This is a genomic window from Flavobacterium sp. GCM10023249 (assembly GCF_042653365.1).
Lineage (GTDB): Bacteria > Bacteroidota > Bacteroidia > Flavobacteriales > Flavobacteriaceae > Flavobacterium.
Genome location: NZ_JBHSHZ010000006.1, coordinates 911691 through 929909, shown reverse-complemented (window position 1 = coordinate 929909; position 18219 = coordinate 911691). Strand labels below are relative to the sequence as shown.

General features: G+C 33.7%; 40 protein-coding genes. 5 read left to right on the top strand and 35 right to left on the bottom strand.

Annotated features, from left to right (window positions below; genetic code table 11):
• The 24 genes from ACFO7M_RS05735 to ACFO7M_RS05620 all read right to left on the bottom strand — a co-directional run.
• The coding region (locus tag ACFO7M_RS05735; protein WP_379734505.1) for a class I lanthipeptide at window positions 1-140 on the bottom strand (140 nt) is incomplete at its 3' end.
• Between the two features lie 92 nt (window positions 141-232).
• Window positions 233-394: a class I lanthipeptide gene (locus tag ACFO7M_RS05730; protein ID WP_379719007.1), complete on the bottom strand. Its 162-nt coding sequence runs from the start codon at window positions 392-394 to the stop codon at window positions 233-235.
• Window positions 395-409: 15 nt separating this feature from the next.
• On the bottom strand, window positions 410-601 hold the full coding sequence (locus tag ACFO7M_RS05725) for a class IIb bacteriocin, lactobin A/cerein 7B family (RefSeq protein WP_379717198.1): 192 nt from the start codon (window positions 599-601) through the stop codon (window positions 410-412).
• Between the two features lie 59 nt (window positions 602-660).
• Window positions 661-852, bottom strand: coding sequence for a class IIb bacteriocin, lactobin A/cerein 7B family (locus ACFO7M_RS05720; RefSeq protein ID WP_379717198.1), 192 nt, complete (start codon window positions 850-852; stop codon window positions 661-663).
• 164 nt (window positions 853-1016) lie between these two features.
• The gene (locus ACFO7M_RS05715; protein ID WP_379717200.1) at window positions 1017-1196 is read right to left on the bottom strand and encodes a class IIb bacteriocin, lactobin A/cerein 7B family; all 180 of its coding nucleotides are present in this window, start codon (window positions 1194-1196) and stop codon (window positions 1017-1019) included.
• A 177-nt stretch (window positions 1197-1373) separates the two neighbouring features.
• Window positions 1374-1577, bottom strand: coding sequence for a class I lanthipeptide (locus tag ACFO7M_RS05710; protein WP_379717202.1), 204 nt, complete (start codon window positions 1575-1577; stop codon window positions 1374-1376).
• A 27-nt stretch (window positions 1578-1604) separates the two neighbouring features.
• Window positions 1605-1751, bottom strand: a complete 147-nt coding sequence (locus ACFO7M_RS05705) for a hypothetical protein (RefSeq protein ID WP_379717204.1) — start codon at window positions 1749-1751, stop codon at window positions 1605-1607.
• 1 nt (window position 1752) lies between these two features.
• On the bottom strand, window positions 1753-1932 hold the full coding sequence (locus tag ACFO7M_RS05700; RefSeq protein WP_379734493.1) for a class I lanthipeptide: 180 nt from the start codon (window positions 1930-1932) through the stop codon (window positions 1753-1755).
• Between the two features lie 16 nt (window positions 1933-1948).
• Complete coding sequence (locus ACFO7M_RS05695; RefSeq protein ID WP_379717208.1) at window positions 1949-2125, bottom strand: class I lanthipeptide; 177 nt, start codon at window positions 2123-2125, stop codon at window positions 1949-1951.
• A gap of 49 nt (window positions 2126-2174) precedes the next feature.
• A complete protein-coding gene (locus ACFO7M_RS05690; RefSeq protein ID WP_379717210.1) occupies window positions 2175-2315 on the bottom strand; it encodes a class I lanthipeptide in 141 nt (46 codons plus the stop codon).
• 362 nt (window positions 2316-2677) lie between these two features.
• Window positions 2678-2857, bottom strand: coding sequence for a class I lanthipeptide (locus ACFO7M_RS05685; RefSeq protein WP_379717212.1), 180 nt, complete (start codon window positions 2855-2857; stop codon window positions 2678-2680).
• A gap of 15 nt (window positions 2858-2872) precedes the next feature.
• Window positions 2873-3052 (bottom strand): class I lanthipeptide, encoded by a 180-nt coding sequence (locus ACFO7M_RS05680; protein WP_379717214.1) that lies wholly within the window; start codon window positions 3050-3052, stop codon window positions 2873-2875.
• Between the two features lie 20 nt (window positions 3053-3072).
• Window positions 3073-3249 carry a class I lanthipeptide gene (locus ACFO7M_RS05675; protein ID WP_379717216.1) on the bottom strand — a complete coding sequence of 59 codons (177 nt, stop codon included), beginning with the start codon at window positions 3247-3249 and terminating at the stop codon, window positions 3073-3075.
• Window positions 3250-3264: 15 nt separating this feature from the next.
• The gene (locus ACFO7M_RS05670) at window positions 3265-3438 is read right to left on the bottom strand and encodes a class I lanthipeptide (protein WP_379717218.1); all 174 of its coding nucleotides are present in this window, start codon (window positions 3436-3438) and stop codon (window positions 3265-3267) included.
• Between the two features lie 5 nt (window positions 3439-3443).
• Window positions 3444-3629, bottom strand: a complete 186-nt coding sequence (locus tag ACFO7M_RS05665; protein WP_379717220.1) for a class I lanthipeptide — start codon at window positions 3627-3629, stop codon at window positions 3444-3446.
• A gap of 210 nt (window positions 3630-3839) precedes the next feature.
• Window positions 3840-4016, bottom strand: a complete 177-nt coding sequence (locus ACFO7M_RS05660) for a class I lanthipeptide (protein WP_379717222.1) — start codon at window positions 4014-4016, stop codon at window positions 3840-3842.
• An 8-nt stretch (window positions 4017-4024) separates the two neighbouring features.
• Window positions 4025-4198: a class I lanthipeptide gene (locus ACFO7M_RS05655; RefSeq protein ID WP_379717224.1), complete on the bottom strand. Its 174-nt coding sequence runs from the start codon at window positions 4196-4198 to the stop codon at window positions 4025-4027.
• Complete coding sequence (locus ACFO7M_RS05650) at window positions 4198-4392, bottom strand: class I lanthipeptide (protein WP_379717226.1); 195 nt, start codon at window positions 4390-4392, stop codon at window positions 4198-4200. Before ACFO7M_RS05650 ends, ACFO7M_RS05655 begins: the two co-directional genes overlap by 1 nt.
• Before the next feature lie 172 nt (window positions 4393-4564).
• Window positions 4565-4732 carry a class I lanthipeptide gene (locus ACFO7M_RS05645; RefSeq protein WP_379717228.1) on the bottom strand — a complete coding sequence of 56 codons (168 nt, stop codon included), beginning with the start codon at window positions 4730-4732 and terminating at the stop codon, window positions 4565-4567.
• A gap of 4 nt (window positions 4733-4736) precedes the next feature.
• Window positions 4737-4898 (bottom strand): hypothetical protein, encoded by a 162-nt coding sequence (locus ACFO7M_RS05640; RefSeq protein WP_379717230.1) that lies wholly within the window; start codon window positions 4896-4898, stop codon window positions 4737-4739.
• A 10-nt stretch (window positions 4899-4908) separates the two neighbouring features.
• The gene (locus ACFO7M_RS05635; protein WP_379717232.1) at window positions 4909-5061 is read right to left on the bottom strand and encodes a class I lanthipeptide; all 153 of its coding nucleotides are present in this window, start codon (window positions 5059-5061) and stop codon (window positions 4909-4911) included.
• A gap of 1 nt (window position 5062) precedes the next feature.
• Window positions 5063-5227 carry a hypothetical protein gene (locus tag ACFO7M_RS05630; RefSeq protein WP_379717234.1) on the bottom strand — a complete coding sequence of 55 codons (165 nt, stop codon included), beginning with the start codon at window positions 5225-5227 and terminating at the stop codon, window positions 5063-5065.
• Between the two features lie 10 nt (window positions 5228-5237).
• A complete protein-coding gene (locus tag ACFO7M_RS05625) occupies window positions 5238-5429 on the bottom strand; it encodes a class I lanthipeptide (protein ID WP_379717236.1) in 192 nt (63 codons plus the stop codon).
• A 640-nt stretch (window positions 5430-6069) separates the two neighbouring features.
• A complete protein-coding gene (locus tag ACFO7M_RS05620; RefSeq protein ID WP_379734491.1) occupies window positions 6070-7908 on the bottom strand; it encodes a helix-turn-helix domain-containing protein in 1839 nt (612 codons plus the stop codon).
• A 110-nt stretch (window positions 7909-8018) separates the two neighbouring features.
• On the opposite strand from ACFO7M_RS05620, the gene ACFO7M_RS05615 reads away from it, so the two are divergent.
• Complete coding sequence (locus ACFO7M_RS05615; protein WP_379717240.1) at window positions 8019-8198, top strand: class I lanthipeptide; 180 nt, start codon at window positions 8019-8021, stop codon at window positions 8196-8198.
• An 88-nt stretch (window positions 8199-8286) separates the two neighbouring features.
• Here the strand turns inward: ACFO7M_RS05615 and ACFO7M_RS05610 are convergent, their stop codons facing one another.
• From ACFO7M_RS05610 to ACFO7M_RS05565, 10 genes are all read right to left on the bottom strand, one after another.
• Window positions 8287-8463: a class I lanthipeptide gene (locus ACFO7M_RS05610; protein ID WP_379734489.1), complete on the bottom strand. Its 177-nt coding sequence runs from the start codon at window positions 8461-8463 to the stop codon at window positions 8287-8289.
• 7 nt (window positions 8464-8470) lie between these two features.
• Window positions 8471-8683: a class I lanthipeptide gene (locus ACFO7M_RS05605; protein ID WP_379717244.1), complete on the bottom strand. Its 213-nt coding sequence runs from the start codon at window positions 8681-8683 to the stop codon at window positions 8471-8473.
• An 18-nt stretch (window positions 8684-8701) separates the two neighbouring features.
• Window positions 8702-8905 carry a class I lanthipeptide gene (locus ACFO7M_RS05600; protein ID WP_379717246.1) on the bottom strand — a complete coding sequence of 68 codons (204 nt, stop codon included), beginning with the start codon at window positions 8903-8905 and terminating at the stop codon, window positions 8702-8704.
• 144 nt (window positions 8906-9049) lie between these two features.
• On the bottom strand, window positions 9050-9226 hold the full coding sequence (locus ACFO7M_RS05595; RefSeq protein ID WP_379717248.1) for a hypothetical protein: 177 nt from the start codon (window positions 9224-9226) through the stop codon (window positions 9050-9052).
• Between the two features lie 17 nt (window positions 9227-9243).
• Entirely contained in the window at window positions 9244-9429 is a 186-nt protein-coding gene (locus ACFO7M_RS05590) for a class I lanthipeptide (protein WP_379734487.1), read from the bottom strand.
• Between the two features lie 67 nt (window positions 9430-9496).
• On the bottom strand, window positions 9497-9685 hold the full coding sequence (locus tag ACFO7M_RS05585; RefSeq protein ID WP_379717252.1) for a class I lanthipeptide: 189 nt from the start codon (window positions 9683-9685) through the stop codon (window positions 9497-9499).
• A 76-nt stretch (window positions 9686-9761) separates the two neighbouring features.
• Window positions 9762-9980 carry a hypothetical protein gene (locus ACFO7M_RS05580; protein WP_379717254.1) on the bottom strand — a complete coding sequence of 73 codons (219 nt, stop codon included), beginning with the start codon at window positions 9978-9980 and terminating at the stop codon, window positions 9762-9764.
• The gene (locus ACFO7M_RS05575; protein ID WP_379717256.1) at window positions 9961-10164 is read right to left on the bottom strand and encodes a class I lanthipeptide; all 204 of its coding nucleotides are present in this window, start codon (window positions 10162-10164) and stop codon (window positions 9961-9963) included. The genes ACFO7M_RS05580 and ACFO7M_RS05575 overlap by 20 nt, the downstream gene beginning before the upstream one ends.
• Window positions 10165-10192: 28 nt before the next feature.
• Window positions 10193-10405 (bottom strand): class I lanthipeptide, encoded by a 213-nt coding sequence (locus tag ACFO7M_RS05570; RefSeq protein WP_379717258.1) that lies wholly within the window; start codon window positions 10403-10405, stop codon window positions 10193-10195.
• A gap of 557 nt (window positions 10406-10962) precedes the next feature.
• Window positions 10963-12774, bottom strand: coding sequence for a helix-turn-helix domain-containing protein (locus ACFO7M_RS05565; protein WP_379734485.1), 1812 nt, complete (start codon window positions 12772-12774; stop codon window positions 10963-10965).
• 135 nt (window positions 12775-12909) lie between these two features.
• On the opposite strand from ACFO7M_RS05565, the gene ACFO7M_RS05560 reads away from it, so the two are divergent.
• Together ACFO7M_RS05560 and ACFO7M_RS05555 are read left to right on the top strand one after the other, a co-directional pair.
• The gene (locus tag ACFO7M_RS05560; RefSeq protein WP_379717262.1) at window positions 12910-13107 is read left to right on the top strand and encodes a class I lanthipeptide; all 198 of its coding nucleotides are present in this window, start codon (window positions 12910-12912) and stop codon (window positions 13105-13107) included.
• A gap of 75 nt (window positions 13108-13182) precedes the next feature.
• Complete coding sequence (locus ACFO7M_RS05555) at window positions 13183-13389, top strand: class I lanthipeptide (RefSeq protein WP_379717264.1); 207 nt, start codon at window positions 13183-13185, stop codon at window positions 13387-13389.
• A gap of 70 nt (window positions 13390-13459) precedes the next feature.
• On the opposite strand, the gene ACFO7M_RS05550 is transcribed toward ACFO7M_RS05555, so the two are convergent.
• Entirely contained in the window at window positions 13460-14008 is a 549-nt protein-coding gene (locus ACFO7M_RS05550) for a hypothetical protein (protein ID WP_379717266.1), read from the bottom strand.
• A 113-nt stretch (window positions 14009-14121) separates the two neighbouring features.
• Between ACFO7M_RS05550 and ACFO7M_RS05545 the strand changes: the two genes are divergently transcribed.
• Window positions 14122-16890 (top strand): 2-oxoglutarate dehydrogenase E1 component, encoded by a 2769-nt coding sequence (locus ACFO7M_RS05545; protein ID WP_379734483.1) that lies wholly within the window; start codon window positions 14122-14124, stop codon window positions 16888-16890.
• Window positions 16891-16944: 54 nt separating this feature from the next.
• Entirely contained in the window at window positions 16945-18156 is a 1212-nt protein-coding gene (gene odhB / locus ACFO7M_RS05540; RefSeq protein WP_379734481.1) for a 2-oxoglutarate dehydrogenase complex dihydrolipoyllysine-residue succinyltransferase, read from the top strand.
• Window positions 18157-18219: the final 63 nt, after the last annotated feature.

Genomic DNA, 18219 nt, shown 5'->3' with positions numbered 1-18219 from the left:
ATACACCAGTTTGAAGATGCTACAGCAGCTGCACATACTGGAGATGTTCCACCATCTACATCGTACATTTGCGCTTCGTTTAATTCAATTACTACAGCTTTGTTGAAAGCCAACTTGTTGTTTACATTTTGTTTTTTCATTTTCTTTAATTTTTAGTTTTCCACTTTGTTTATGTATTCCACTCTGGAATTTTTAAGACTGGCAGAGAATAATTCCCTGCCAGAATAATTTTTTACCAAACGTCTTTAGTAATCGCGTAGCTTAATGCAATTGAAGCTACGAATGCACATGGAGGCGTACTTCCTCCGTTGATATCAACTAAAGATTGATCGTTTAACTCAGCAATAGCTGCCTTATTGAAAGACAATGCGATGTTTGAATTGTTGTTTTTCATGATATAGTTTATTAATTAGTCTACGAAATAAGCGATTGATGCTCCGATTAAAGCTCCAGCTCCAGCTATACACCAGTTTGAAGATGCTACAGCAGCTGCACATACTGGAGATGTTCCACCATCTACATCGTACATTTGTGCTTCGTTTAATTCAATTACTACAGCTTTGTTGAAAGCCAACTTGTTGTTTACATTTTGTTTTTTCATGATTATTTAAATTATTTAGTTTGAAAATTGATTTATGAACTACTGAAACTAGTCGATAGTTAGTCTACGAAATAAGCGATTGATGCTCCAATTAAAGCTCCAGCTCCAGCTATACACCAGTTTGAAGATGCTACAGCAGCTGCACATACTGGAGATGTTCCACCATCTACATCGTACATTTGTGCTTCGTTTAATTCAATTACTACAGCTTTGTTGAAAGCCAACTTGTTGTTTACATTTTGTTTTTTCATGATTACTTAAATTATTTAATTTGAGATTGATTTTTTTTACAAGTCTCTGTTTGCTCTAAATCGTTTTTTTTCTGATAGCTCTTTTTAATATCTCTAACTATCATGTAACTAGTGAGCATACTTAAAACAAAGACAAACGCACCGTTTTTCATTGATAATTTTGATTAGTCAACGAAATACGCAATTGCAGCTCCAATTGCAGCTCCTGCACCCGCTAAACACCAAGTAGAAGAAGTAGCTACTGGAGATGTTCCACCATCAACGTTATGCATTTGAGCATCATTTAATTCGATAACAGCAGCTTTGTTAAAAGCCAACTTGTTGTTTACATTTTGTTTTTTCATGTTGTAAATTGTTTATATTGCTTACTCTTTTTTAGGATTTTCAGCTTTCTCCATTATCTTTTTTTAGAGAAATTACAGTTGTGTATGCTTGTTCGAACGATTGTAAAATCATCAATTGGACTAAAGCAGTCTGTGCATAATCATTCATTAAGTTCAAACTGTATTTTTCAAGATTTTTTAGTATAATACTATCGTTTTAGTTACTTTGATTGTAACATCAAAACAAACACAACCTGTACAAGTTGGACCACCAAGGATAGTTGAACCATCTTCTGCCATGATTTCTGCACCACCATTAATACTTCTCAACATTGAGTCATTTAATTCTGTTACTGAAGCTTTGTTGAAAGCTAATTTTCCGTTTAAATTTTCTTTTTTCATTGTTATTTAATTTTAATTGTTTAATATTCAACTATTTATCAATAGAATAGTCAGCTGTATGGTCACATCATTCAATGCACTTCCGCTATTTATCTGCTGCATTAGAGAATCTTTCAAATCAGTAACAACTGTTTTCTTAAAAATCAGTTTACTAGCCGTATTCATTGTTTTCATTTTATTTCATTGCATCTTCCTGCATCATGTCAATAATTTTCATACTGATGATGACAAGGCTAATTGTTATACCTACAGTTTCAGTAGAACCACCGTGTACATTTGACATGGAGGTGTCATTTAGCTCTACTACAGCTGCTTTATTAAAAGCCAATCTGTTCGTTGCGTTTTTCTTTTTCATGCTTCCTTGTTTTTAATTATCCTACAATTGGGCGAGTCATTTGTCTAACCGCATCTTTAATTGCATCACCAATAGCATCGATAAGATCGTCTATAGAAGCTCCTCCGTTAATTTCTGCCAACGTATTTTCATTCAATTCTGTAACAGCTGCCTTATTGAAAGCTAACTTGTTGTTTATCTTTTGAGTTTTCATGTTTTTTATTTGATTTTTTTGTTAGATGTATCACGTAGTGATGCAATGCTTAAAACATATCTTCAAGAATTATTATGCAATATCTAGAAGTAAATACCCCACCGTTAACTTCTGACATTTGGTCTTCGTTAAGCTCTAATACGTCAACTTTAGTAAAAGTCAACTTGTTGTTTACCTTTTGAGTTTTCATGTTTATTTTAGTTTAGTTTATTATTACCTTTATAATAATTCTAAGCAAATTGTCAATTGAAAGCTTTTGTTAAAACAATTGGCAGTTCCAATTGACTTTGCTAGCATTTTGAAATCTTTTTAATTTCAATTATTAGCCAATAATCAATTCTACCATCACTTATTAATGAAGAGGAATCCAAAATATCCATTGCTTCATTTTGTGCTATTTAACTCACTTTATTGACATAGTATTTTCGGAAAATCAAGACAATAGAAGTCCAGTGTCAAAACCAATTCGTTTCTGACATTCTCAATTACAAGTACATATGAATTAATAGATTGAGAGCGGCGATCCTACAAGCCGTGAAGTTTCCTTATAAACTATTTTGCTTGTTGCTCCTGAACATATTCTACAACTTTCATGGTCACCAAATAAATAGTGATTGCAATACTTACTGTTTCTGATGAACCACCATGAACGTTTGTCAACGAGGTGTCATTCAATTCTGTAATAGCCGCTTTATTAAAAGCCAACTTATTGTTTGCGTTTTGTCTTTTCATAGTTGTAAATGTGAATTAAAAAGCAACTTCGTAAATTGTAATCCTGATAGTAATCGGGTCACACATGCAACCTGAACAAGTTTCACCACCAACAATTGTAGATCCACCGTAGATTTCGATTAATGAATTTTCATTTAGTTCAATAACAGCTGCTTTATTGAAAGCCAATCTGTTGTTCATATTTTGCTTTTTCATGTTTTTCTCTAATTTTAAAGTTAGTTTACTATTGGTCTTGTCATTTGGCTGATTGCGTCTTTAATCGCATCTACAACTGCGTCACATACACATCCTGTAGAACTTCCTCCATTGATTGCATGTAATGATGTCTCGTTTAATTCTGCAACAGCCGCTTTATTGAAAGCCAACTTGTTGTTTAATGTTTGTTTTTTCATGTTTAATGCAAGTTTTTAATATTCTTTAAGGATTACATCACTACTTACAGTTAAAGTAAGTAAGGAAGTTGTACCAACCGTAAATGCTCCAGATGTACCGCCATTTACCTCGTGCATGTTCTTTTCATTCAATTCTATAACAGCCGCTTTATTGAAAGCCAACTTGTTGTTTGCATTTTGTTTTTTCATATAATTTAGAATTCAATTAGTGTATTTTGACGAGTTAGTTTAGTGGTTACGGAAAAGCAAACACATCCAGTACATGTTTCACCACCAACAATAGTAGATCCACCATTGATTGCGATTAATGAATTTTCATTCAGTTCGGTAACAGCCGCTTTATTGAAAGCCAACTTGTTGTTAACATTTAGTTTTTTCATTTAAATTCTTGATTTAGTGTTGTTATAAACTTTTAAATTTTTATGATTGGTAATCAAAATCAGACTCATAAAAGACTTCAACTGAAAAGCACAATGATAACTTTTCATTTTTCAGGCAATTTTATCCCTTTCTCTAATCTGAGATTTTAAAATCCAGACTACAGTTCATTGTGCTGTCATTTATCACAGCGAATCCTAAAAACGACCTGATTAGTTGATTGCCTGCGACATATCTATTGTTGCACTTGTGAATGCGCTTGTAGGTCCTACTACAGTTAAATAACTAGTCCCAGTACCACCATTCACATTAGCTAATGTTTGAGTGTCCAATTCTGCGACAACTGCTTTATTAAAAGCCAATTTGTCATAACTATTTTGTTTTTTCATAGTGTGCTTTATTGAGCCATCTGTTGTATCGTTCTTGTAATCCAAGTACATAAACATCCAGTCGAAGGCCAGTCGATTGAACCGTCTGCACCACCATTGATTCCATGAAGCTGGTCATCATTCAACTCTACAATTACTGTTTTGGCAAACTGTAACTTACTTGTATGGCTATCTTTTTTCATTATTGAATTTGATTAAAATAAATTTCGTCTCTAGTCCAGTTCCCATTACTACTTGAGATACAAAAAGTACAGCTTAGATCACTTGGCAAAGTATACACATAAGTTCCGCCGTTTACTTTTGTTAACTGATTTTCATTCAACTCAGATACTGCTGCTTTATTAAAAGCCAGCTTGTTTGCATTTTGCTTTTTCATGTTTTTAAAATTTGATTAATTGTAAATTATTAAATGAGTAATCTGAAGAAAATTACAGGCAATAGTTGCTCTGTACCAAGACTAATGTATAGTTGGCATGCCATTTACAAAATGCAAATGTTTCATGATTATTCAGATAAAGAATCTTTATCTGCCTGTAATTCTTCCAGAATTATTTTTGTTGTTCCTTGATATACTCCATAACTATAATCGATGCAACAACTACAGCTACACCTAAAGTTATTGATCCTCCATTTACATCGTTTAATGTAGTGTCATTCAGTTCAGCAACTGCTACTTTATTGAATGCTAATTTATTGCTAGCGTTAAACTTTTTCATACTTTTAATGGAATCTAATGATTGAAATTTTAGTCAAATTTTGAATTACCGTTGGCACTGGCATGTCTTCTGTACCTCCAATGATAGCCATTGATTCCAAATCATTTAATTCTGTTACCGAGGCTTTGTTGAAAGCCAAACTGTTGTTTTCTTTTGTTGTTTTCATGTTTAGTTTTTTAAGCGTTATCCAATTCTAATTGTTTCGTTGTGAAACAGCAGTACCCTGATGTTTCTAAAGTTCCACCATTAATTTTTAACATGTCACTTTCATTCAATTCAGAAAGTGTTGATTTGTTAAAATTCAGTGTGCTTTTACTGTTGTTTTTCATTTTAAAACCAATCTTTAGTTTGACATATAATTGAAATCGTACAAGTATCTACGATGGCATTTTGATCAGAAGTTCCCCCATTGATCGATACCATAGTGTTATCGTTTAATTCGACTACAATCGCTTTTAGAAAAGCCAATTCGTTAGTATTTGCAGTTTTTTTCATACTATTTAAATTAAAATTCGATTTGTGTGAAATTCCCATTGCTACTTGAGATACAGAATGTACAGCTAATGGACACTATCGTCATTGGACCTATAGTTGATGTGGTTGGTAATCCACCTCCAATAACGTTCATCTCAGATTGGTTCAATTCGGTCACATCAGCCTTGTTGAAAGCCAATTTTTTTGCATTTTGCTTTTTCATAGTTTATGTATTAATAGTTATCAAATTATTCGCATACCATGATGACCCACTCATCTAGAGTAAGCACAAGCAATTCCTAAATCAAGCTAAAGCAGGATTAAAACTTATAGGTTAGAATTTATTTCCAGAGTACAATCCATTTAAAAAAGGATTGGAATCGATTTAAAAGGCTCTTTTGCGGATATTGCAAATCCTTTTCATTGATTTTGAAAATTGAATTCGAACTTAATTTGTTTTTTTTGTAATTGCTCATTCTCTGTAATTCGACCTAATAAGCAATGCTAGTGTAGACATTTTTAGAATAGTACTATTTTCAAAATAAAAAATATATACTATATTTGTAGAATGTAAATTCTAGCAACACCTTGTTAGGTTTATATTTTGTTAAATTTTCTTATAAAACAGAGTCTTCCACACTCTGTTTTATTTTTTCTGTTTTATTTTTTTGACTTTAGGTGGCTACTTTAATTTTCACCACCATAAAAAGTCCAAAGCAGAAATAATCAGATTTCTTTCATATTTCTTCGACAAAGTAAACAGGTTAATTTTGAATAAAAAAACGAACACGCCCCATATTTATAAAATATCGGGCGTGTTTTTCAATTTTAATTAACTGATTTAGAGATAATTACAATTTAATCTACTTTATTTCATTAATTTTTTTAATATATACTGAAGGACTAATTCCAGTGGCTGCTTTGAAGTATTTTGTAAATGATTCTGGACTTTTGTATCCAATTTCTTCTGCGATTGCATTGATAGAATATGACCTTAATTTGGTATTATTCTTCAATTCTAAAATAATATAATTGATACGTAGTTCATTGGCGTAAGTACTAAAACTCTTTCCAAGCTCCGAATTGATTATTTTTGATAGGTATGCGGTATTAGTCTTTAGCTTTTTAGCAACATTATGCAAAGTAAAATCTTGTCGCAAGAATTGTCTTTTCTCTTCCAATTTTACCAACTTTTCTAAAATATCAGCAACCGTTTCGTCTTTTATATTGAATCCTGATCCATTATTTTGACTATCTACTTCTTCCTTATACAATTCTTCTTCTGAGGTTTCATAAGCCTCTGAAATTTCTTCTACCCCATCAAATTCCTCAATTTCCTCAATTTCCTCAAATTCTAATTCCTCTTTTGGGTTATCCTCAAAGCCATCCTCAACTGCCTTTAATGAACTTATTATAGGTTCATTCCCAATTGAAGATTGCACTTTTCTAGTCTCGTCTTCATAATTTCTGATCTTGAACAACAACTCATCAAATTTCAATTGATTTTGTTTTTCGATTCCTTTCTTATTCATATAAACAATCAGAATCACAGCAAATAAAATCAATACAACCAAAAACAAACCCCATTTTTGATTAATTAAAGAAGCTTCCCTGTTTTGGAGTTCTGAAATATCAATCTTATGAAGGTGGTCAATAGTGTCAATTTTTTTCTGCCCAATCTTTTTTGACTTATCGATAAACAACTGAAAATAATAATTGGACTGTTCAGTATCTCCCAAAAGTTTATAGTTCTCGGCCGATAAGTAATATATTTCAGAAAGGTATTCGATAGGCATTATACCCGTATCCTTGGATTTGATCATATTCAATAAAGTCGAAATTGCTTTATTGTACTCTTTTTTTAGTGTATATATTTTAGAAACATCAATTTGAATAGGAGCAATTACATTAATGTTTTTTGTGATATAAGCCATTTGTGAGGCTTTTTGCATCGCTTTTTCTGCCTCATTTAGCTTACCCTTATCTATAAAATAAAGTCCTAACTGTTTTAAAAAATGAATTTCATGTTCCTTAAGATTATTTCTTCTACACAACTCTAAACTTTTATTGATATACACAAAAGCAGAATCAGGTTGTTTTAGTTTAATATACGATTTAACCAATCCCAACTTAACATCGAGCATTCGCATCTCATTAAGATTTTTATCGTCTAAGTTCTTTTTGTAAATATCCAGTGCTTCATGGTATTTTTCCAATTCAAACAAAATACTAGCCTTCTTTATCAGAATGTAATTGTACGTCTTATCATCGTTAGTTTCCTGACAAATTGCCAATACATCATTGTAAATATTCAGTGCTCCTTCGAAATCAAACTGATTGAATAAATAATTCCCTTTATTCACTTTTACCACCAACTCAAAATCTTTGTCATTGGGAGCAACTTGGGCTGCTTTATCGAAAAAATAAAAAACACTGTCTTTTTCACTTAACGCACCACATAAATCGGCAAGTGTACAATAAGCGAAGACAATTTCTTTAGTTTGTCCACTACTTTTTAAAGAAGTTAATAGTTTATGAGCGTATTTTTTTGCTTTTTGAGGGTTTTCATATAAATATTTTTGGATTGAATCATTGATTCTATCACTTTTTTGTGAATAAATCGACGCATTTGAGAGAATGAAAAAAACAAGTCCAAAAAGGCATGTTTTTCCATTTAATTCGACTAATCTTCTGAAAATCATTTATTTAAAAAAATTAAAATTATCCATTTTTTATAAATTTAAGGCGTGTACATTTTTTTGGCTAAGTTTTTTCAAATAGATTTGGGTATCAAATTAAAAAGCCAAAGATTATGAAAAAAATTAGATTTCAAAAATTAGATTTCAAAAAGACTAACATTGTTGAGTTAAATTCTGAAGAAGCAAGCAAAATTTACGGAGGAACAGCTTGTGGAATTGATACAGATCCTAGAAGTATCTTCACTGGTAAATTTTGCCTAAATGTACAGGCTGATATACAAATAAGTCTTTAATTAATTATTTATTACTAGAAAAAGCCAGACTGGGGAGTCTGGCTTTTTTTATTGTCATACTTCAAAAAATAAGAGAATTCAAATTCTATTATTTAATTATTGGACGTGAAAAATCTTTTGTAAGTTCAGCAATTGCATCAGCGACTGCCTCACAAACACAACCAGTAGAACTTCCGCCCTGTATACTATACAGTTGATCGTCGTTTAATTCTAAAACTACAGCTTTCTTAAAAGCTAGTTCGCTTGTTATATTTTGCTTTTTCACAAGTTAATTATTTAGTAGCCATTGCATCTGCCGCTCCTTCTAAAAGACCGAATTCAAAAGCCATAGTCACCGCTAAACTACCTACACTCAAAGCTGACGCAGCTATCAAACATACATGAGTCGTAGTTCCTCCTCCATTAACTTCTACTAAATTCTTATCATTCAATTCAACTAGAGTAGATTTATTGAATGCTAACTGATTTAAATTTTTGTTTTTCATTTTTTGTCGTTTTTTAGTTTATCTAATTTTTGTTGTTATTGCGTAGCTAACTGCGTATCCTGCCTCGTTGGCCTGATCCATTAATTTGGTAACTACATTACTTACTGCGTCTACTGCATCCGTTAATTCACCACCATAAACCCCAATCATTCTAGTGTCATTCAATTCAACAATGGCTAGCTTATCAAAAGCCAACTTGTTCTTTACATTTTGTTTTTTCATTTTTCTTAGTTTTTTATTTTCCCCTTACTCTTTAAAGGATTTTCAGGATCCTCCTTTTCTGCACTTTGTATTTAAATCATTTTGACATAGGTATAATTCCGTTCACCGGTAGCATACTCCATAGTCCGAATTGACTGCTATAGGCTAAAAAGCTACCTTAGTTCTCATAGCCTCCAACAAAGGATCGCAACAACATCCGGAACAGTCAATTCCTCCATTGATGGTTGATCCTCCGTTGATTTCTAACAATAATGCTTCGTTTAATTCGGTCACAGCAGCTTTAGTAAATGCTAAAACAATTGCTCCATTTTTCTTTTTCATACTATTCTGATTAATAATTAATTTGCGTTACTTTCATCTCCAATTAACCCAGAAGTAACTATTGCTGGAGTCATCTGGCTTACAGCCTGAGGGAAACAAATCGGAGATGAACCTCCTTGAACATTTTTCAATTCATTGCTATTCAATTCTGCAACTGACTTTTTCTCAAAAGCCAATTGGTTGTTTACAATTTGTTTTTTCATGTAATTATGATTTTATTTTTTAATGTTTGTTTGATTACTTCCGAAATGATTTTTCCGGCATGAATCATCAAGGCAAAAGGTTTTTAATTCCTTCTTTTATTGAATTATAAGCTCCTTTCACTCCCTCAACAATATGAGCTTCAAGGGTCAAACCCGTCACGGTACCTCCAATAACCTGATTGAGAGACTCATTACACAACTCTGTAACAGATGCTTTTTTAAAAGCCAACTTATTGTTTACAATTTGTTTTTTCATGTTATTATGATTTTATTTTCCTGTTTTTTTAATGTTTCTCTGATTCCTTCCGAAATGATTTATCCGGCATAGATCATCAAGGTAAAAGATTTTTAATTCCTTCTTTTACGTCATTATAAATTTCTTTCACTCCGTTAATAATTTGATTTTCAACGGGCGAAATCGTCCTACTTCCTCCTACAACCTGATTTAAAGAATTAGTACACAACTCTATAACAGAAGATTTCTTAAATGCCAACTGATTGTTTACATTTTGTTTTTTCATACTACTTGAATTACGGTTGATAGATTTCATAATAATCCCCTATTGTACCAGGTCCGTTACTACTGGCAACACAAAAAGTACATCCCAAAGGATTCGTTTGAAATTGATTCTGATAATACCCTGTTCCCCCTTGGATTTTGTTCAATTCATCAATGTTTAATTCGGCCACGGCTTTTTTCGCAAAAGCCAACTTGTTTGCATTTTCTTTTTTCATGTTTATAAAATTTAGATTAGTTACTTAATTAAGGCATTTGCAATGTCTGTGCGAAATTAACAGCCGCTGATACTACCGCAGCATTTGTACCCGCTGGCAAGTTTTGCACAAAGGACACCACTGCAGATTGAATGGCATCTCCTAAATCTGCTCCATGAATTGACATCAATTGATTGTCATTCAATTCGATGATGGAAGTTTTTTCAAAAAGCAATTTGTTGTTTTCTGATTGTTTTTTCATTGTTTCTTATTTTTTTGAATTTTCCCTACTCTTTACTAGGATTTTCGGGTACTTCCTTAAAAGAAGGAATCAACGGAAACAATTGTTTGAAAAAGATTGCGTTAAAAGATTTTTTGTAGCGCCTCTTTCAGTCTGAAAATAAAAAGCTTAAATCCTGCGTGCTTCTGACCTCGTTTCATCGGATCATTCAATTCAAAAATCGAGTTGCGGTTTAATCTTTTGTCTTTTTTCAGATACATTGTTTGCAATTAAATCGTTCTTTTTAACAAACAAATAATAGCAAGAAGTACTACAAAGTGGAAAACTAGAACTATAGAAATGTTCCCTTTATTATAATTCCTAACCTTTACTTGTTTAGTTTGCATTTTGTTACAATTTCTTCTAAAACAGCATCTTACACGACTGTTTTAATTCAACGAAAATAGAACGGCGCCTTGTTCATTTTCGTTGAGCCAAAGTAAAAGAGGTTTTCGGAAGGAAAAAAATGAGAAACACACCTTTTTATAAAAAAAGGCGTTCAAAAAACAAAGCAACAATCACATTTACAACAAGTTATGTTATTTGTTGTTTTCTAGGTGCTGATTGATCTTTTTAATATAAATAGTAGGTGTTATTCCAGTAGCTTCCTTAAAATAACGGGTAAATGCATCTGGCCTTTTATAACCAATTTCCACTGCAATGGCGTTTACGGAATAAGATCGAAGTCTCGCATTGTTTTTTAATTCAACAATAATATAATTGATGCGAAGTTCATTAATATAGGTACTGAAACTCTTGCCCAGCTCGTTATTCACAATTTTAGACAAGTAAGCCGTGTTGGTTTTTAATTTTTTGGCTACAGTATGCAGTGTACATTCCTGCTTTAAGAAGTATTTTTTTTCTTCCAAACGAACTAAACCGTCAAGTATTTGATTTACTTTTTCATCTTTTATGATGAATCCGGTAGCGCCTGAAGCAAGCATTTCCTCATCGTAGCTTTCCGGTTCCGAATCCATTTCTTCGATACTCTCCTCCTCCATTTCACCTTCAAAAGTTGCTTCGAAAGAAACCTCTTCTTCTGTAGTTTCTTCAATATCGGCGATATGATTTCTTGCAATATGCAGTTCTTCTTCAATTGGCGTTTCCTTCTCTACATTCACTCCTGCTTCAAACTCATTGATTCGACGCATTAGATGATCGAATTTTTCCTGATTTTCCTGTTCTTTCTTTTTCTTTCTGAAATACAAAACAACAAGCAAAAGGCTTAAAACACTCAGTGCAATGGTTAATCCCCATTTTTGATAACTAAGGGCTTTCTTTTCATTTTCTATTTCTGATACGTTAATATTATGCAGATAATCAATCGTTTCAATTTTCTTTTGGCCAATTTTTTTGGAATCATCTACATACTTTTCAAAATAATAGGCAGCTCTTTCAGAATTACCCAAAACCTTATAGTTTTCAGCAAGAATATTGTCAATTTGTATACTATTTTCAATACTAAACGGAACATTCTCTTTATTAACAAGCAATTCCTCCATTAAGTTTACGGCTTCTTTTGATCGATTTTGTAACGTATATAGTTTGGCCCTACTAATACGTATCATTCTCAAATACCCAACAACACCATACTCTTCGGCAATTAAATACGCCTTATTCAACTCATTTTCAGCTTCTTTATATCGTTTCGAATAAATAAAAGCAGTAGCCAACTGATCTCTAAAGAAAATTTCATATTCAACATATTTAAATTTTTTAGAAACCGCTAACCCTTTGTTAATGTAAACTAGTGATGAATCGGGTTTATTGAGTTTAAGAAAAGCCTTTGAAAGACTTAATTGTATTCCCAAACGTGAAAGTCTGTCGAAATTTTGTTTTTGTAATCCTGCCTTGAATATACTTAAAGCTTCGTCATACTTCTCTATTTCAAAATAGACGTTTCCTCTTTGAATAACAATAAAATCATAGGCATAAGAATCATTGTTTTTTTTTGCCAAACTCAAACATTCATCATACAATTCTAACGCACTGTCAAAATCATTTTGATTAAATAAATAGCCTGCTTTATTAATTTTAAATTTAAGCTCAAGATCAGAATCATTGTTTTCAACTGCTTTTTGAATTGCTTTTTCATAAAAATAAAAAACACTATCAATCTGTGATTCAGCACCCGACAAATCAGCTAAATAAAAATAAGCCAGTCCTTGCTCTTTAAGGTTTTTTGTTTTCTTACTCTTGGCCAATAGTCGATAACTGAGTTTCTTTGCTTTCTTAGTATCATTGAAAAGTGTCTTTTTAATGGAGTCAATTAATGTTTTATTACTAGCTGATTGTGCTAATAACGGAACCGATAGATATAGAAAGACAAGTGTAAAAAAAAGGTTTTTCATTTTTAACATCTAATAACCTCAAAACCAAGAAAATAACTCATTAAAACAACCCCTTTTTTTATAAAAAAGTGTGTAGCTATTTACTTAACTTCAAATTTTTAAAATACATTTGGCAGCAAATAAAGACCAAATATTATGAAAAAAATCAAAAAAGAAAAATTGAGTCTACAAAAGGCAACAGTAACCGAACTAAATTATTCTCAATTGATTCGAATTAAAGGAGGAGATGATGGTGAACCTTTTACTACAAACTGTACTACTGACGACAACAACACAAACAACCCTAGAAATACATACACACTTTGTTCTGCGATTAAAACAGCAACAAAATAAACTGTAAAAAGACCGCAATACCTAATACCTATTTTCAACATCATTATTTTTTAACTTTATAAAAAAGCTATTATTATGAAAAAAATCAGAAATGAAAAATTAAGCTTGCAAAAGACTTCAATTGTCGAATTAAACAGCTTACAAATGCATACGATTTATGGAGGTACTAATTACAACACTGGTAATGACCCTATAACAGTTGATAATGAAACAGAATTATTTACGAGTAATCCAAGAAATACTTTTACCACTTGTTCTTCCGTAAAAACGACATCTAAATAAAATCAATTCAAACTAAGCAAATAAAAAAAGGAGAGCAATTGCTCTCCTTTTTTTGATATATACTTATGTCTTAAAAAACTACTCTTACAAAAGGCATCCAGGCATCCGAATAAATCCTATCGTCATCATCGTGCAATACATTGTATCGAATCCCAATGGTGAAATTAGTATTACGATAACCCGCTCCTACAAAAAGTGCCGTATTCCAAAAATTGTCGTTTATTGTTCCGGAAGTCGTATCATATTCTGCATTCACTCTTAATTGCTCCAATTCAGTTGAAACTTGTAAAAACTCTACAGGATTCACGATAGCACCCAAACTCCCTCCATAAATCCAAGAATTATAATTAAAGTCCTTATTTTTAACATAGCTACCGTTCAAACCCGCTCCTAAAGTCCAAATATCATTCACATTATAATACATCATTGGAGATAACGTAATGTTAGTGTAACGATTCCCAAGCCCCAATCCAACACCTCCTCCAAACTGCACTCTTTCCCAAAAGGCACTCTTACTCTTCGGAATGCTATCATTCTGAGCGGAAGAAATTACACTATTGAAAAATATTCCCAAAATAAAAATCAATTTAACAAAGTTTCCACCAATTTTTAACATCATTTTAAATATTTAAAAATTAAAGAGATAAATGTACCAATTTCTTTAAAAGATTAGCCGAAAAGTTTATACTTTTGCATAAATTTTTTAACCTAAATCGTCCTCAGACCAATATTATGGATAGGTTTTCCTTTTTAAACGCAGCACACACGGCATTTTTTGCCGATTTATACGAACAATATCTACAAAACCCTGATAGTGTTGAGCCTAGCTGGAGAGCATTTTTTCAAGGTTTCGACTTTGCCAATGAATTTGCAAATCCGGTAGATCAACTAAATGCCATCTCAAATGGTGAAGCACCCATCAGCGGTAATGCCGAAAAATTACAAAAAGAATTCAACGTTCTTAAATTAATTGACGGCTACAGAACTCGCGGACATTTGTTCACGAAAACAAACCCGGTACGCGATAGAAGAAATTACTCTCCTGTTTTATCTTTAGAGAACTTCGGATTGTCGGATGCCGATTTGAATACGGTTTTCGACGCCGCTAAAGTGGTTAACTTACAACCTTGTCCTTTACGTGATATCGTAAAACATTTGGACAATGTATACTGTCAGCACATTGGTGTAGAATACATGTACATTCGTGACCCGAAAGTAATCGATTGGATTCAACGTCGTTTGGATATTAACGATAACTTACCGAATTTCAATACCGACCAAAAGAAACGCATCCTTAAGAAATTAAATGAAGCGGTTTCTTTCGAGAATTTCTTACATACTAAATATGTAGGTCAAAAACGTTTCTCATTAGAAGGTATCGAATCGGCTATTCCAGCTTTAGATTTCTTAATTGAAGCAGCTGCCGATAAAGGTGTAGAACAATTCGTAATGGGTATGGCACACCGTGGTCGTTTGAATGTGTTAGCTAACGTATTCGGAAAACCAACACAAGATATCTTCTCTGAATTTGACGGAAAAGATTATGACGATGATGCATTATTTGATGGTGACGTAAAATACCACTTAGGTTTAACTGCCGACAGACAAACTGCTAACGGAAAGAAAATCAACATCAACTTAGCACCGAATCCTTCGCACCTTGAAACTGTAGGTGCCGTTATAGAAGGTATCACTCGTGCAAAACAAGATAAATACTATCCACAGGATTTCTCTAAAGTACTACCTATTGCCGTTCACGGTGATGCTGCAGTAGCAGGTCAAGGTATTGTTTACGAGATCATCCAGATGGCAAAATTAGACGGATACAAAACCAATGGAACCATCCACGTGGTATTCAACAACCAAGTAGGATTTACAACCAACTATTTGGATGCACGTTCTTCTACGTACTGTACCGATATTGCCAAAGTAACTTTATCTCCAGTATTACACGTAAATGCCGACGATGCAGAAGCGGTAGTACACGCGATGTTATTCGCTTTAGAATACCGTATGGAATTCGGAACAGACGTTTTCATCGATTTATTAGGATACAGAAAATACGGTCATAATGAAGGTGACGAACCTAAGTTTACTCAACCTATTTTATACAAAGCAATTGCTAGACATAAAAACCCAAGAGACCTATATGCAGATAAGTTAAAAGCAGAAGGTACCATCGATGGTAATTATGTAAAAAGTTTAGAAGACGAATACAAAGCTTCTTTGGAAGAAAACCTGGAAAACTCTCGCAAAAAAGACTTAACGGTAATTTCTCCGTTCATGCAAGACGAGTGGAAAGGCTTTGAACAAGTTGAAGCGGAAGGAATGCTTCAAAAATACGACACAAAAGTAAGCAAAGAGGTTATTGATGCAGTAGCAAAAACGGTAACCGAATTGCCTTCTGATAAAAAATTCATCAGCAAAATCACAAAACTAATCGGTGACAGAAAAACAATGTATACCGAAACAGATAAGTTGGATTGGGCTATGGGTGAAATGTTAGCCTACGGATCTTTATTAACCGAAGGATACGATGTTCGTATTTCCGGTCAGGACGTAGAGCGTGGTACATTCTCTCACCGTCATGCTGTGATTAAAGTAGAAGATTCTGAAGAAGAAGTAATCTTATTGAATCATATCCCTGGTAAAAAAGGAAACTTCTCCGTATACAACTCTCACCTTTCAGAATATGGTGTTTTAGGATTCGAATATGGTTATGCTTTGGCTAACCCGAATGCTTTGACTATCTGGGAAGCTCAGTTCGGAGATTTCGGAAACGGTGCACAAATCATGATTGACCAATACATTTCTGCTGCAGAAGACAAATGGAACAATCAGAACGGTATCGTAATGTTATTACCGCACGGATACGAAAACCAAGGTGCTGAACACTCTTCGGCACGTATGGAACGTTTCTTACAACTATGTGCACACCATAATATGTATGTAGCCGATTGTACAACGCCTGCCAACTTCTTCCACTTATTAAGAAGACAAATGGTAACCAAGTTCCGTAAACCATTAGTGGTAATGACGCCTAAGAGTTTATTACGCCATCCGGAAGCGGTTTCTTCGGTAGCAGATTTCACAAACGGTGAATTCCAGGAAGTGATTGACGATCCTAACGTAAATGCGGCTGATGTAAAAACATTGGTATTCTGTACAGGTAAATTCTACTACGACTTAAAAGCGGAAAGAGAAGCCAACGGAAGAAACGATGTGGCATTAGTAAGATTGGAGCAATTGTTCCCGTTACCGGTTGAACAAATGAAAGCGATCATAGCGAAATACCCTAATGTAGAGGATTACGTTTGGGCTCAGGAAGAACCGAGAAACATGGGAGCTTACGGTTTCATGTTGATGAATTTCAATGAAGTGAAGTTCAGAGTAGCGTCTCCAAAAGCTTACAGTGCGCCGGCAGCAGGAAGTTATGTGCGTTCTAAAAAACGTCATGCCGCTGCTATCGCTATGGTTTTCGATAAAACCTTATTCCAATAAAAATTGTATTTTTGATAAACTGATATATAACAACACTTTATAAAATTATAACCGATGATTTTAGAAATGAAAGTCCCTTCACCGGGAGAGTCAATCAAGGAAGTAGAAATTGCAACTTGGTTAGTAAAAGACGGAGACTATGTAGAAAAAGACCAAGCGATTGCAGAAGTTGATTCGGATAAAGCAACATTGGAATTACCGGCTGAAATGAGCGGAATCATTACGCTTAAAGCAGAAGAAGGTGATACAGTAGCAGTGGGTGCTGTAGTATGTTTAATTGATACAGACGGTGCAAAACCAGAAGGTAGTGCTCCAGCTGCAGAAGCTCCGAAAGCAGAGGCTCCGAAAGTAGAAGCACCAAAAGCGGCTCCTGCTCAAGAAACTAACTATGCTACAGGAAGTGCTTCACCAGCAGCTAAAAAAATATTAGCAGAAAAAAATATCGATCCTACAACAGTAGCCGGAACAGGCAAAGCAGGAAGAATCACTACAGAAGATGCTGCCAATGCAGTACCTTCTATGGGAACACCAACTGGAGGTTCTCGTGGTTCTGACCGATCAAAATTATCCATGTTACGTCGTAAAGTGGCAGAGCGTTTAGTAGCTGCGAAAAACGAAACGGCTATGTTGACTACTTTCAATGAAGTTGACATGACTGAAATTTATAAATTACGCGATCAGTATAAAGAAGAATTCAAAGCAAAACACCAAATGGGATTAGGCTTTATGTCTTTCTTTACTAAAGCGGTAACACGCGCTTTACAGTTATATCCGGATGTAAACTCTATGATCGATGGTCAAGAGAAAATCTCTTACGATTTCTGTGATATCTCGGTAGCGGTTTCAGGACCAAAAGGACTAATGGTTCCAGTAATGCGTAACGCAGAATTATTGTCTTTCCGTGGTGTGGAAGCTGAAATCAAACGTTTGGCTTTACGTGCTCGTGACGGACAAATCACTGTAGATGAAATGACAGGTGGTACTTTCACTATTTCGAATGGTGGTGTTTTCGGTTCGATGTTATCAACACCAATCATCAATCCTCCACAGTCAGGTATCTTAGGAATGCACAATGTAGTGGATAGAGCTATCGTGAAAAACGGTCAAATCGTAATCGCTCCGGTAATGTTCGTAGCATTGTCGTATGACCACAGAATCATCGACGGACGTGAGTCGGTTGGTTTCTTGGTAGCAGTTAAAGAAGCTTTAGAAAACCCAACAGAAATCTTAATGGGTGGTAATCCAAGAAAAGCATTGGAATTATAATGTTTTCATTATATCAATACAAATCCCGAGCATTATGTTCGGGATTTTTTTTTGAATACAGTT

Coding starts and splice junctions, on each gene's coding strand:
- ACFO7M_RS05730 (WP_379719007.1), bottom strand. CDS start 394: ATGAAAAACAACAATTCAAACATCGCATTGTCTTTCAATAAGGCAGCT.
- ACFO7M_RS05725 (WP_379717198.1), bottom strand. CDS start 601: ATGAAAAAACAAAATGTAAACAACAAGTTGGCTTTCAACAAAGCTGTA.
- ACFO7M_RS05720 (WP_379717198.1), bottom strand. CDS start 852: ATGAAAAAACAAAATGTAAACAACAAGTTGGCTTTCAACAAAGCTGTA.
- ACFO7M_RS05715 (WP_379717200.1), bottom strand. CDS start 1,196: ATGAAAAAACAAAATGTAAACAACAAGTTGGCTTTTAACAAAGCTGCT.
- ACFO7M_RS05710 (WP_379717202.1), bottom strand. CDS start 1,577: ATGAAAAAAGAAAATTTAAACGGAAAATTAGCTTTCAACAAAGCTTCA.
- ACFO7M_RS05705 (WP_379717204.1), bottom strand. CDS start 1,751: ATGAAAACAATGAATACGGCTAGTAAACTGATTTTTAAGAAAACAGTT.
- ACFO7M_RS05700 (WP_379734493.1), bottom strand. CDS start 1,932: ATGAAAAAGAAAAACGCAACGAACAGATTGGCTTTTAATAAAGCAGCT.
- ACFO7M_RS05695 (WP_379717208.1), bottom strand. CDS start 2,125: ATGAAAACTCAAAAGATAAACAACAAGTTAGCTTTCAATAAGGCAGCT.
- ACFO7M_RS05690 (WP_379717210.1), bottom strand. CDS start 2,315: ATGAAAACTCAAAAGGTAAACAACAAGTTGACTTTTACTAAAGTTGAC.
- ACFO7M_RS05685 (WP_379717212.1), bottom strand. CDS start 2,857: ATGAAAAGACAAAACGCAAACAATAAGTTGGCTTTTAATAAAGCGGCT.
- ACFO7M_RS05680 (WP_379717214.1), bottom strand. CDS start 3,052: ATGAAAAAGCAAAATATGAACAACAGATTGGCTTTCAATAAAGCAGCT.
- ACFO7M_RS05675 (WP_379717216.1), bottom strand. CDS start 3,249: ATGAAAAAACAAACATTAAACAACAAGTTGGCTTTCAATAAAGCGGCT.
- ACFO7M_RS05670 (WP_379717218.1), bottom strand. CDS start 3,438: ATGAAAAAACAAAATGCAAACAACAAGTTGGCTTTCAATAAAGCGGCT.
- ACFO7M_RS05665 (WP_379717220.1), bottom strand. CDS start 3,629: ATGAAAAAACTAAATGTTAACAACAAGTTGGCTTTCAATAAAGCGGCT.
- ACFO7M_RS05660 (WP_379717222.1), bottom strand. CDS start 4,016: ATGAAAAAACAAAATAGTTATGACAAATTGGCTTTTAATAAAGCAGTT.
- ACFO7M_RS05655 (WP_379717224.1), bottom strand. CDS start 4,198: ATGAAAAAAGATAGCCATACAAGTAAGTTACAGTTTGCCAAAACAGTA.
- ACFO7M_RS05650 (WP_379717226.1), bottom strand. CDS start 4,392: ATGAAAAAGCAAAATGCAAACAAGCTGGCTTTTAATAAAGCAGCAGTA.
- ACFO7M_RS05645 (WP_379717228.1), bottom strand. CDS start 4,732: ATGAAAAAGTTTAACGCTAGCAATAAATTAGCATTCAATAAAGTAGCA.
- ACFO7M_RS05640 (WP_379717230.1), bottom strand. CDS start 4,898: ATGAAAACAACAAAAGAAAACAACAGTTTGGCTTTCAACAAAGCCTCG.
- ACFO7M_RS05635 (WP_379717232.1), bottom strand. CDS start 5,061: ATGAAAAACAACAGTAAAAGCACACTGAATTTTAACAAATCAACACTT.
- ACFO7M_RS05630 (WP_379717234.1), bottom strand. CDS start 5,227: ATGAAAAAAACTGCAAATACTAACGAATTGGCTTTTCTAAAAGCGATT.
- ACFO7M_RS05625 (WP_379717236.1), bottom strand. CDS start 5,429: ATGAAAAAGCAAAATGCAAAAAAATTGGCTTTCAACAAGGCTGATGTG.
- ACFO7M_RS05620 (WP_379734491.1), bottom strand. CDS start 7,908: ATGATTTTCAGAAGATTAGTCGAATTAAATGGAAAAACATGCCTTTTT.
- ACFO7M_RS05615 (WP_379717240.1), top strand. CDS start 8,019: ATGAAAAAAATTAGATTTCAAAAATTAGATTTCAAAAAGACTAACATT.
- ACFO7M_RS05605 (WP_379717244.1), bottom strand. CDS start 8,683: ATGAAAAACAAAAATTTAAATCAGTTAGCATTCAATAAATCTACTCTA.
- ACFO7M_RS05600 (WP_379717246.1), bottom strand. CDS start 8,905: ATGAAAAAACAAAATGTAAAGAACAAGTTGGCTTTTGATAAGCTAGCC.
- ACFO7M_RS05595 (WP_379717248.1), bottom strand. CDS start 9,226: ATGAAAAAGAAAAATGGAGCAATTGTTTTAGCATTTACTAAAGCTGCT.
- ACFO7M_RS05590 (WP_379734487.1), bottom strand. CDS start 9,429: ATGAAAAAACAAATTGTAAACAACCAATTGGCTTTTGAGAAAAAGTCA.
- ACFO7M_RS05585 (WP_379717252.1), bottom strand. CDS start 9,685: ATGAAAAAACAAATTGTAAACAATAAGTTGGCTTTTAAAAAAGCATCT.
- ACFO7M_RS05580 (WP_379717254.1), bottom strand. CDS start 9,980: ATGAAATCTATCAACCGTAATTCAAGTAGTATGAAAAAACAAAATGTA.
- ACFO7M_RS05575 (WP_379717256.1), bottom strand. CDS start 10,164: ATGAAAAAAGAAAATGCAAACAAGTTGGCTTTTGCGAAAAAAGCCGTG.
- ACFO7M_RS05570 (WP_379717258.1), bottom strand. CDS start 10,405: ATGAAAAAACAATCAGAAAACAACAAATTGCTTTTTGAAAAAACTTCC.
- ACFO7M_RS05565 (WP_379734485.1), bottom strand. CDS start 12,774: ATGAAAAACCTTTTTTTTACACTTGTCTTTCTATATCTATCGGTTCCG.
- ACFO7M_RS05560 (WP_379717262.1), top strand. CDS start 12,910: ATGAAAAAAATCAAAAAAGAAAAATTGAGTCTACAAAAGGCAACAGTA.
- ACFO7M_RS05555 (WP_379717264.1), top strand. CDS start 13,183: ATGAAAAAAATCAGAAATGAAAAATTAAGCTTGCAAAAGACTTCAATT.
- ACFO7M_RS05550 (WP_379717266.1), bottom strand. CDS start 14,008: ATGATGTTAAAAATTGGTGGAAACTTTGTTAAATTGATTTTTATTTTG.
- ACFO7M_RS05545 (WP_379734483.1), top strand. CDS start 14,122: ATGGATAGGTTTTCCTTTTTAAACGCAGCACACACGGCATTTTTTGCC.
- odhB (WP_379734481.1), top strand. CDS start 16,945: ATGATTTTAGAAATGAAAGTCCCTTCACCGGGAGAGTCAATCAAGGAA.